This window comes from Brevibacillus daliensis (assembly GCF_021245735.1).
Taxonomy (GTDB): domain Bacteria; phylum Bacillota; class Bacilli; order Brevibacillales; family Brevibacillaceae; genus Brevibacillus_B; species Brevibacillus_B daliensis.
This window is the reverse complement of the sequence record NZ_JAJISB010000013.1, coordinates 1-11241: the sequence shown is the minus strand read 5'-3', so window position 1 is coordinate 11241 and position 11241 is coordinate 1. Positions and strand designations below refer to the sequence as shown.

The 11241-nt window shown below is 39.9% G+C and carries 12 protein-coding genes; 4 read left to right on the top strand and 8 right to left on the bottom strand.

Annotated elements, in window-relative coordinates; genetic code table 11:
- Positions 1-217: 217 nt before the first annotated feature.
- Complete coding sequence (locus tag LM917_RS12410; protein WP_232697840.1) at positions 218-1102, bottom strand: nucleotidyltransferase-like protein; 885 nt, start codon at positions 1100-1102, stop codon at positions 218-220.
- Positions 1103-1292: 190 nt separating this feature from the next.
- Here LM917_RS12410 and LM917_RS12405 point away from each other — a divergent pair, with 190 nt between their 5' ends.
- Positions 1293-1682 carry a DUF2614 family zinc ribbon-containing protein gene (locus tag LM917_RS12405; RefSeq protein ID WP_232697839.1) on the top strand — a complete coding sequence of 130 codons (390 nt, stop codon included), beginning with the start codon at positions 1293-1295 and terminating at the stop codon, positions 1680-1682.
- A gap of 150 nt (positions 1683-1832) precedes the next feature.
- Here the strand turns inward: LM917_RS12405 and LM917_RS12400 are convergent, their stop codons facing one another.
- The 3 genes from LM917_RS12400 to nth form a co-directional block, all read right to left on the bottom strand.
- The gene (locus tag LM917_RS12400) at positions 1833-3569 is read right to left on the bottom strand and encodes a glycosyl hydrolase family 18 protein (protein ID WP_232697838.1); all 1737 of its coding nucleotides are present in this window, start codon (positions 3567-3569) and stop codon (positions 1833-1835) included.
- A 206-nt stretch (positions 3570-3775) separates the two neighbouring features.
- Positions 3776-4213, bottom strand: coding sequence for a Fur family transcriptional regulator (locus tag LM917_RS12395; RefSeq protein ID WP_232697837.1), 438 nt, complete (start codon positions 4211-4213; stop codon positions 3776-3778).
- A gap of 165 nt (positions 4214-4378) precedes the next feature.
- Positions 4379-5053, bottom strand: a complete 675-nt coding sequence (gene nth / locus LM917_RS12390; RefSeq protein ID WP_232697836.1) for an endonuclease III — start codon at positions 5051-5053, stop codon at positions 4379-4381.
- Positions 5054-5183: 130 nt separating this feature from the next.
- On the opposite strand from nth, the gene LM917_RS12385 reads away from it, so the two are divergent.
- The gene (locus LM917_RS12385) at positions 5184-6086 is read left to right on the top strand and encodes a complex I NDUFA9 subunit family protein (protein ID WP_232697835.1); all 903 of its coding nucleotides are present in this window, start codon (positions 5184-5186) and stop codon (positions 6084-6086) included.
- A gap of 549 nt (positions 6087-6635) precedes the next feature.
- Here LM917_RS12385 and LM917_RS12380 read toward each other — a convergent pair.
- The 4 genes from LM917_RS12380 to bcp all read right to left on the bottom strand — a co-directional run bounded on the left by LM917_RS12380 (position 6636) and on the right by bcp (position 9600).
- Entirely contained in the window at positions 6636-7199 is a 564-nt protein-coding gene (locus tag LM917_RS12380) for a cob(I)yrinic acid a,c-diamide adenosyltransferase (RefSeq protein WP_232697834.1), read from the bottom strand.
- A gap of 44 nt (positions 7200-7243) precedes the next feature.
- Positions 7244-8002, bottom strand: a complete 759-nt coding sequence (locus LM917_RS12375; RefSeq protein WP_232697833.1) for a class I SAM-dependent DNA methyltransferase — start codon at positions 8000-8002, stop codon at positions 7244-7246.
- 11 nt (positions 8003-8013) lie between these two features.
- On the bottom strand, positions 8014-9063 hold the full coding sequence (locus LM917_RS12370) for a M42 family metallopeptidase (RefSeq protein WP_232697832.1): 1050 nt from the start codon (positions 9061-9063) through the stop codon (positions 8014-8016).
- Positions 9064-9138: 75 nt separating this feature from the next.
- Positions 9139-9600, bottom strand: coding sequence for a thioredoxin-dependent thiol peroxidase (gene bcp / locus LM917_RS12365; protein WP_232697831.1), 462 nt, complete (start codon positions 9598-9600; stop codon positions 9139-9141).
- Positions 9601-9775: 175 nt separating this feature from the next.
- Here bcp and LM917_RS12360 point away from each other — a divergent pair, with 175 nt between their 5' ends.
- Both LM917_RS12360 and LM917_RS12355 read left to right on the top strand, forming a co-directional pair.
- A complete protein-coding gene (locus tag LM917_RS12360; protein ID WP_232697830.1) occupies positions 9776-10390 on the top strand; it encodes a winged helix-turn-helix domain-containing protein in 615 nt (204 codons plus the stop codon).
- A gap of 106 nt (positions 10391-10496) precedes the next feature.
- Positions 10497-11177, top strand: a complete 681-nt coding sequence (locus LM917_RS12355; protein WP_232697829.1) for an HAD family hydrolase — start codon at positions 10497-10499, stop codon at positions 11175-11177.
- Positions 11178-11241: the final 64 nt, after the last annotated feature.

The following is an 11241-nucleotide window of genomic DNA, read 5'->3' as shown; positions in this document are numbered from 1 at the left end:
GTTTCATTCAAACATTTCACTGTTCAGTTTTCAAAGAACATAAGTTCGCATCTCGTTGAGGCGACTTTATTATCATATCATGTCTTTCAAATGTTTGCAAGCATTTTTTTGAATAACTTACAAACTTTTTCGTTCGCTCCGTGATTGTTCGTCCGAAGTGACGTTTATTAATATAGCATCCCATGTAAAGAGAGTCAATACCTTTTTTCATATTTTTTCAATCTGGATGAACAAGATATGCTTTTTCTCGAAATACTCCCCCTGAAACAGGAAGAAAAACTTCATGCAATACGCCCCGTTTAACCATTCTATCAAGAAGAAGAACAATGTTCTTTCCATTCTGATCTCCAGGTAACAAAGAAATGATTTGATCAGTCTTCCAAGGTCTAAGTTCTTGTTTCAGCTTATCAATAAGATACTCAGTTCCCGCTTTTACCTTTGCCATCAACTGCATTTCAATTGGGAGCAAGAGTAATTCGATTTTTTTCTCCAGCGGCTCATAGCTAGTTATTACTTCTTCATATAATTTGTAAATACTAGGCGCTCTACTTTTCACTTTATGTAACACGGGTTCTTCAGGCCACTCTCCTGCCTCGATAATTTCTAATTGCCCCCAGTAAATCAAAGCCTGAAGAGCGGTATGAAATGCATCTAACATCATGTTTAATTGCAAGGCTTCTTTAGAATCAACATAACTCTGGATAAAAGCTAAGTAATGTTCACACATGTACCTCTTTTTTACTTCTTTAGGAATCGCCAGAAATTTATCGCCTTTTTCGTGCATGAGATTATTACTATCATGCACAATCTCACCCTGTCTATATATTGAAAGAATTTTTTCCGGTACTCCTTGTAGAAGCCATTGATGTAATTGCCAATCAGTAACTATATGCTCTTCCACACACAAATTATGCAAATCTAATTGCTTAACTGCCCAGTTTCGATCTGAGTTATGTACTACCACTAGTGAAATGAGGTCAGGGTCAATTGAAAGGATTTTATCCTGGTCATTCTGTTTCGCACTCACAATAGCTAGAACATTTTCATGTTGTATTCTCTCAAGTAAGTAATGTTCATATGTCTTCTGTAAATACTCTTTCAATTCCCCCACCTCCTATCTAACTCATATGACACCGCGCTAGCCTAGATCACTATATAAGTGCTTCGCTATAATAAAAGAGGTTTCCTTCTTCCGATGAGTGCAAAAAACGTCTACAATGTTAAAAATAAAAACGAACAATTAAAAATTTCTAAATCGTTATGCTATACTGACAATTAGGAGGAGTGCATGGATGAAAAATGTAGAACGTTTAAACAAAATTAAACGTATTCGCGGTTGGGCTAACTGGTGCATGCTTATTGGAATATTGATGATGTACGCTGGATATCTCACATTTGCTGGTTATTTCAGCAACTGGTTTGCCAATATACCTTTACTAGGAACTGTCAGTGATTATTTCAGAGGATCTATATTAACATTCACTATTATCTTACTAGTCGGTTTTATGCTCATGATGATCAGCACTGTACTTTACATGGTATCAGGGATGGTATCAAGTACATCACCGCAAGTACAATGCCCTACATGTGGCAAAGCAACAAAAATGTTAGGTAAAGAAGATGCTTGTATGTTTTGTGGACAACCTTTATTATTACCCGAACCTGAAACCTCATCATCGTAAATTTCTACCGAGGTCTTTCGAAAAAGCTGTTTCTTCTTTTGCAGATGTTTCTCATGCGTATAAGAAAGTGAAACTTAGAAGTATCCAGTAAATAAAGCTGTAAAAAGAAAGAGGCTGGTGCCATGTGTAGCACTAGCCTCTTTCTTATATTTATTTTCCATTCAATTTTTCCTGAATAAATTTCCAATATTGCGGCTCCTCGAATCCACGGCGCCAGGTAGCCACTCCTGCCAGTTCATACTTTTTAGCAATCTCGATTCGCTTCTGAATCGAAGTCTCATCCTCTAACCACATCTTATACGTTGCGTTTTCTTTCGGGTCTTTATATGTAACGAAGTTTTGTCCCGTTGCTTCATCATAAGTAGGTTTCACTTTCTTTTCATTCATCCAGCGTTCTGCCCCAGACATATATAAGGCTCGGGAAGTTACCTTAGTGGTTCCATCCGGCTGTACTACCTCTTTCCACAATCGAGTATAAAAAGGGACCCCCAGAAGCAACTTCTCTTTTGGCACCTCAGTCAATACTTCTTTCAATCCATTTTCCACCCAAGGTAGGGATGCTACTGAGCCTGCTTTTGGACTAGATGCCCAATGCTCGTCATATGCCATCAGCATAATATAATCAACCGTTTTGGCTAATGCCTTACGATCATAAAAGTTAGACCAACGATCACTTCCATGCATCATGGTTACGTCAAGTGAGACGGTAACATTCTGTTCATGTAAATATGGTGTTAACTCTCTTACAAATTGAACTAGTCTCTCTTTATCTTCAAGATAGACATTTTCGAAATCAATATTGATTCCGTCCACATTATACATATTAGTGTACTGGAGCAGCTGATTAATCATTTTCTCTCGCATGTTATAATCACTCAGCATTGCTTTGGTCCAGTCAGGATTAAATCCGTTCGTCACAACTGCCCAAACTTTATATCCTTGGCTATGTGCCCATCTTAAATAAGATGCATCTGCTTTATTTCCTATGGTAGCCTGGTCGTCCATTAGCTCAAACCAGGTTGGTGATACAACATGCAGTCCTGGCATCGCTGGAATAGTATCTAAATTAGGGCTCTTGTTTACAACCTGCTCCCACGTTACATTCAGCAGCTGTCCTTCTGGTTTCCATGCAGTATTTTGTTCCTTTGGCTTTTCCATAGTGGTTTCCACTTTGCGACTAGTCGTCTTCTCCACTACATCAGAAGAAACATAGCCTACTAACCCATTGCTGGTAAAAACGTTCGTCCAACCACTCGTTTCTCCAAGAACGTCAACCGCATTCCCTGCAGCAACATCTGCTAGATACGGGCTTTCAACCGATGGCTGGACACGCACGCGTACTGTATCCTCAGGATTACCCTTAAGTTTTCCCTCTTGAAACGTGTCCCCTTCCTTTTCAACGACTACCACGGATTTTTCGTTTACTGTTCGTAGCTTAATCCCATATAGCTTTTCTAGGGGAGTGGCGGGAACATAGCTTTCACCGTCGATAACTGTAACCGGTACACGCAGATCAACGGGTTTTTTATTTACATAAGCAGTTAAATTTTCTGTAGGCATCCGTACTACTTTATCTTTTGTTGTAATGATAATCGAACGAGTCGGCTCATCCCAAAAAACATAAGGATCGATCTGTTCTTTTATAAAATCAAACGGAAGCAAAATCTCATCCTCTTTAAGCTGATAGGATTGTTTTGCTGCTTTTCCATTAAATACTATTACATTCTCTCTTCCTTCATAAGGCGCAACCTGTTTTGTAAAATCAGCTTGCAGGAAATACCAAGCCAATCCTGCCACCAGGACGAATAGAATCAAAAGAAATGGTCTAGGTACCAATCTTTTTTCCCTTCTTCGGTGGCGCTTTGAGATCTCAATTGTTCCGTTCATACATCCTCCCACGTAATGATTTCTGCTTTTTTTCTCTCATAGATGAGACAGTTAAAACAGCCAATAGGTTACACAGAAGTTCATTTTTTGAGTATCTTCTTCTATATATATGCTCCCTATCACTCTAATACAGTAAAAACAAAAAAACCCTTCATCGCCATCAATTATATCCAAACTGGCAGTAAAGGGTTATTATTTTGTGCAGCTTAATGAGCTGCCTTTTTTTGACAATCTGTACATACACCATATACTTCCATCCGATGTCCACAAACTTTGAAGCCAGCTTGATTCGAAGCTTCTTCTTCTACTTTTCCTAAATACGGAAAGTGGAAGTCGTGAATCGAACCACAATCAGAACAGATGATGTGGTAATGCTCTTCCTCAACATTTGCATCAAATCGGCTTGAAGCGTCTCCATATGTTAATTCTCGAACAAGACCTGCATCTTTAAATACACGCAGATTATTGTAAATGGTGGCCACGCTCATATTAGGAAATTTACCTTCCAACGCCTTGTAAATCTCATCAGCTGTAGGATGGGTCATCGTTTCAAGCAAAAACGCTAATATGGCATGACGTTGCGGGGTCATACGAACACCTTGATTCTTCAACATTTCAACCGCTTTTTCGACTTGCTTTGTCATCGTCATGCACCTCTTTTCTATGTTTTTGTAAAAAGAATCTAATAAGAATTGTTATAAATAAAGTGTACGATCATTTATATCGTACGTCAATATAAACTGCACATATTCCCGTCATAGAAGTGATCTTTTCTAATTAGGATATCCTTTTTATGAAACACTTGACTATTATTTGTTCCGTTTGGAAGAACTTACTTTTTTCTGTTCTTTGTGCACCTTTTTCCATGTAGGACATACATCTTGTATAGGACAGGAACCGCATTGTGGATTTTGTGCCTTGCAATGATATCGACCAAAGAAAATCAGCCTGTGATGAGTATCCGACCAATCCTTTTTCGGGATTTTTCTCATTAAGGTCTGCTCAACCTGAAGTACTGTATCTTCTGAATCACAAAAACCTAATCTTTTCGAGACACGTTCCACATGGGTATCTACAGCAATAGCAGGAATGTTAAATGCTACACTTCTGACTACATTTGCTGTTTTTCTTCCGACACCAGGCAATTTGACCAATTCTTCATGCTCGACTGGAACTTCCCCATTATATTCTTCCATCAATAAACGGCAGAGTGCTTGTATATGTTTAGCTTTGTTTTTATAAAGACCGATTTGTTTAATATCCTCTTGTAGTTCATCTAATGAAACCCGTAAGTAATCCTCAGGGGTTTTATATTTGGTAAAGAGCTTCTCTGTTACCTGATTTACTTTCTTATCCGTGCATTGTGCAGATAAGAGAACAGCGATCGTTAGTTCAAAAGGATTGCTGTGGTTTAGTTCACAATGTGCATCAGGAAACATCTCTTCTAATGTCTGCAAAAAAAGTCTTATTGATAAACGACGCATTTTTCTCCCCACTCTCAATTGATCATGTTTATCATTGTATCATAGAGATAAACTGGTGGGCAGAACGAGAGCACGTATGGTAAAAACATAGTAAAATTAATAAATAGGTGTAAGGAAACGGGGGATACGAATGAAAGTTTTGGTAACAGGATCAAGTGGTTTTGTTGGTAGTGGGATTGTTAAGGAGTTATTGCAAGCTAATCATGAGGTGCATTGTCTTGTTCGTAAGGATTCTGTACATAAAATTCGTAACCTTCATCACTCTCATCCTAACTTGATTATACATACCGGTGATTTATTTAATTCCACATCCCTAGAAACAGCGAGCCAGGATTGTGAAGCGGTCATTCATTTGGTTGGAATTATTCGTGAACAACCTGGTAAAAATGTTACCTTTGAACGTATACACGTAGTAGGGACGAAGCAAGTGATACAGGCAGCCCAAAAAAATCAAGTGGGTCATTTCATATTTATGAGTGCCCTTGGTACACGTCCCGAAGCAACCAGTGGCTATCATAGAACCAAATATCTTGCCGAGCAAGCTGTCATTTCTTCCGGTATTCCATATACTATTTTTCGACCCTCGGTGATCTTTGGTCCTGGAGATGAGTTTGTTAACATGCTGGCTGATCTAATCAAAATGCCCATCACCCCTGTGATTGGGGATGGAAAGTACATGTTACAACCCGTGTCACGTAAAACGGTAGCAGAAGCTTTTACACAATCATTAACAAATGAAAAAGCCATCAACCAGATATACGAAGTGGGCGGACCTACACAACTTACCTATATGCAGATCCTGCGGGACATCGGTACAGCGGTGGAGAAGAAAAAAGTTCGTTCCGTCCATGTCCCTTTAGCTCTGATAAAGCCAGTCGTTACCATGATGCAAGGCTTCACCTTTTTCCCTATTACGCAAACTCAGCTTACCATGCTACAGGAAGGGAATTATTGTGAACATGCCGAGAAGCTTTATAATGATTTTGATCTAACCCCTATTCAATTTCTACCAGGAATATCAGAGTATCTATGATCGGGTGTTTAGGATCGAACTCATCCTGCTATAGTGGAGAAAACCAGTTTCTCTTTTCACCCTTCGCTAAGGTCTTCGCCCTGCATGAGGTTATACTGTCCGCTCTGCACTATTCATCGGGGAAGCTCAAAACGATGTCTTTCCTGTAAGACTTGCTAGGTTTCGCTTCTTTCCCCCGATGAACATTGCTCCGCTGAGCTGGGCTTCGCCAAGACGCTCTGTGCGAAAAGAGAAACTGGTTTTTCGGACTATTGGTTCTGTTAGTCTCCTAATGCCATCTCAAAAGAAGTACATTTTTTGTCCAAAACCTTTTAAGGTCCTGCCTAGCTAAATAGCAAAGAATATGGATAAGAAAAACTTCAATGTAAGTCTTTCGAAGAAACTGGTTCTTCTTTTGAGGATGTTTTTCATGCGTATCAGGTAGTGAAAGCCCCGAGATTATTCTTTCTTAGCACAATAACAAAAAAACAGCCCTCCTGCTCATTGGACACCATGGTCCAGCCGTAGCTTGAGGGCTGCTTTCCTATTTAATCTTTATTTAGCTGGTTACTATTCCGATTTATTCTCATCATGCAAACCCGCTTCTGGCATCCGTAACTGCTGGTTCACAAAACGGGCTGCTACATAGAGATAATCAGATAAACGGTTTAAATAAGACAGAACAAGAGGGTTAAATGGTTCTGTTTCTATTAATTTGGTCGCATCTCGTTCTGCTTTTCTCACTATAGTGCGCGCCACATGCATCGCTGCTCCAGCAGGATGGCCACCTGGCAAAATGAAGTTGGTAAGTGGAGGCAGACCGCCATTAATTTTATCGATCTGCTCTTCCAGAAGAGTGATGTCACCCTCTGTGATCGGCCAGTTTACTTTTTTCCCTTCTGGCGTAGACAATTCTGAACCAATGTGAAACAGCTTGGTTTGAATAATATGAAGAGTCTTCTCTAATTCTGCAAAATCATTTCGTGCAGGAAGATAAGAAACGGCAAGCCCAACTTGGGAATTAGCCTCATCGCAAGTACCATATACCTCTACGCGAGGTGCATATTTTGGTACACGTTGACCATAAACCAAAGATGTCTGTCCTTTGTCTCCTGTTTTTGTGTAGATTTTCATATCTCATTCTCCTCACTATATTTCCCTGGAAATTCGACATCCATTTACAAGGCTTCTGCCACGAGGATCAGTTCTTTGCTGTCCGGACCAAAAGAAGCCTTTTGAAAATTACCAAAGCGCTCTACAACTTTAAATCCGTTAAGACGCAGCAGATGGTGCAATTCAGACGGAAAAATGTATCGCAAAGTGAATCGCCCCGTAATTCTCTCTATCATTTTACCACTAGTATCAAGTCGTTCATAGGTACGTGTAACGTCAGCCAGCTGTTGATAATGATCGTAACGAGTAAAATCATACATAGCAACTTGCTCACCATTTTCCAATGGTGTTATGCTGCGTAGCTTCAAATTTTCACTTTCCTCATACAAATGACTGATTACCGGGACAAATACATTAAAGACCAATTTACCATTTGGTGCAAGATGCTCTCGGATTTTCTTAAGAGCCTTCATCTGATCCTGTATATATAGCAAATGTAAGAAGGAGCGAAACGGGATCATGATAAGCGAAAATTTTTTATCTATTTGAAAGGATCTCATGTCTCCTTGAATAAAAGTAATCTGCTCTGATACCCCTTCTGTAACTGCCTTCTCCTCTGCCCGTTGTAACATATCCGTTGACAAATCAAGACCTGTTACAGGAATACCCTCTTTGGCAAGCGGGATACCGATTCTACCAGTTCCACATGCCAAATCAAGAACTTCCCCTTTTGTCCTCATGGCATATTCTTTGTAAAACTGCAGATCACCATGCAAACCACGTTGAGTCAGGTCGTAATAATCAGCCCATTGATACATGTTCATCCGGCAACCTCCTACACAATCATTTCTTTAGATTGTAAGTACGCCATTACCAATTGAGCAGTATTTTCGAAGGAAGAAGTATGTGTGCGTTCATGAGAATGAGATGCATCAATACCAGGACCAATCAGTCCATGTACGATATCATGACCAGCGCGCAAAGCAGCACTTGCATCCGATCCATAGAACGGATAAATGTCTACCTGATAGTTAAGTCCATTCTCTTCAGCCAGTTTAACCAATTGCTTGCGGAATTCATAATGATATGGTCCAGAGCTGTCCTTTGCACAAATGGAGACGCAGTATTCGTCTGTTGTTTGTCCGGTACCGATTGCTCCCATATCAACTGCTAAATATTCAACCGTATTCTCTGGCACATTGGAGTTACCGCCATATCCGATCTCTTCATTGTTACTAATCAAAAAATGAGTCGTAAACGGAAGCTCAATTGCTTCTTCCTGAATGGTTTTAATTACTCCTAATAAAATGGCTACACTGGCCTTGTCATCCAAATGGCGAGACTTAATAAAGCCTGTTTCTGTTACCGTTACATGCGGGTCAAATGAGACAAAATCTCCTACGCATATTCCGAGAGCTTTTACCTCTTCTGCATTGGTAACTTTCTCATCAAGACGTACTTCCATTAGTTCATCTGTCCGCTCTTCTTTGCCGCTTTGGGCATACACATGCACGGAAGCTTTACTGGTCAGGATCGTACCGGTAATGATCCTTCCTGACGAAGTCTCTATCTGGCAGTATTCACCCTCGGTAGCATTCCAGTTAAATCCACCAATTTTGGCTAGCTTTAGACGGCCGTTACTCTTGATTTCCTTCACCATTGCCCCAAGTGTATCTACATGTGCAGTCAACAAACGATGTTTATCGTTGTTAGTACCTGGCAGAGTTGCAAGTAGTGCTCCTTTATTCGCCAGCTGAAACGAAACGTTCCATTTGCTTAATTCTTCAGCTACAAAAGAGATCGCTTTCGCTGTATTTCCAGATGGGCTTGGAATGCTAGCCAATTTGACAAACGTATCAATCATATAAGGTAATGCAGCTACCATGTTTATCTACTCCTTTTCATATGTAGAGAAATGGACGACACCAAGCGAAGCCGCTGTCTGTCCTCCATCTTGGCCCTAGAGATCCTTAATAACATTCAACACTTCTTGCACGTGATCCTTCACCTTTACCTTTGAGAAAATATGGGCGATCTTACCTTCTTTATTAATGATAAAGGTACTGCGTTGGATGCCCATATATTCCCTGCCGTACATTTTTTTCAATACCCAGACCCCGTATGCTTCCGCAACTTCATGATCTTCATCAGCAAGTAGTGGAAATGGCAGTTCGTGCTTGGCAATAAATTTATCATGAGATTTCACACTATCTGGACTAACACCAAGGACTGCTGTCTCATACTTAGCAAAATCACCGTGGAAATCACGGAAATCACACGCCTCAGTCGTACAACCCGGTGTTGCATCTTTGGGATAAAAATAGAGGACCACATTCTTCCCACGATAATCTCCCAGACTGATGGTTTGACCGTTACTAGCCTCTTTTGTAAAACTAGGAGCTATTTGTCCTGTTTCTAACATGTTGATCCTTCCTTTCCTCTTTTTGGGTTGGTGTGTAGGTTTATCTTATTATTGTAGCAAAAGAATGAGTAAGATTACATTGCACTTTACTACATAAAAGTTTAGGATAAAGAGATAGTGTGATCGTAACGGAAGTAACGAAAAACATGAAAAAGAAGATCTTGTGGAGGCTAAAATGGTAAGAGAAGTTTTTGAAATTACTGACCCTGATGCATTGAAATCATTTACCGTACCTGAAAGAGTTAAAATTTTGCAACTATTCGAGGATCTTGCACCTCGTACAGCAAAACAGATTGCTACCGAATTAGGTGAAAATGCCGCTCGCCTTCATTATCATGTGAAGGAATTGGTAAAGGTAGGGCTCTTGCAACAAGTAGACACACGTGTGAAAGGCTCGATTATCGAAAAATATTATCAGCCAATTGCGAAAGTTATAACAGCTAATCTTCGACTTGTTGTAGAAGAAAATGCGCAGCAATTAAGCGAAATTATGTTTTCACCTCTTCGTGCAACCGAACAGGAGCTGGTCCATACATTGAATCATCTCGCTTCAATTGATCTTGATACGCGAAAACATTATCAAAATACATTTGCTTATAACTATGTAAGCTTACATTTGAACAAGGAAGAACGTAATGAGTTAGTAACAGAGTTGAAAAAGGTTTTTGCAAAATACAAGGATAATCAAGTAACAGAAGATCGACTTACTTATAAAAGCTTACAATTATTATTCCCTACTTCTCCTCATCCAAAAGATCCATCGAACGAAACATTTGTTGATGAAGATTAAGAGGAGTACAGGTAATCTATCTCGAAAGTAGTTAATTAGGATGCCGAGTCCCGGTGCTGGCTACTCTATGCCAAATATCAAGAAGGAACTTCAGGGAGGAATCATCATGCAACCTATGAAAACGATACTTTTTGATTATGACGGAACACTCGCGGACACCATACCTGTAATTATCAAATCAATTTCTTCTACGTTGGGGCATTTTCTTGATCGTACCTTTACCGATGATGAGATTGTCAGTTTTTTTGGACCAGGTGAAGAACAAATTGTAAGAAGTAAGCTACAAGAACATACGATAGACGAAGCTATTCCCCATTTTTATGATCAGTACCATAAAGCACATGACAATGTTGAAATACCTACTGCGTTACTTACTATGCTGCATCACTTATCAGAAGCGGGATATCAAATGGGAATTGTTACAGGAAAAGGCTTGCAGTGTGAAGATATCTCGTCAGAAATCTTCGGATTGACCTCGTTCTTCTCCGTTAAAGTGATCGCTGAGGATGTATCTGGTCCGAAACCAAGCCCAGAGGGACTTCTCTTAGCAATGAAGAGACTTGGCACTACTCCAGAGAACACGATGTATGTTGGTGATTCTCAAGTGGATATGGAAGCAGCTAAAGCGGCAGGCATCCAGTTCGCAGGAGCACACTGGTTCGATACTTATCATGGCGGTGACCAGGTTGACTTTTCTCCCAACCCAATGTTTACAGATCCAGAGGAATTTAAAAATTGGGTGATTGCTAATTGGCATCCGTCTAAAAAACAGACAATTCAAAACTAGATTATCTAATGACTTCAGTATCATACTGAGGTCATTTTTTTATCTATCTTCCTACATACGCACC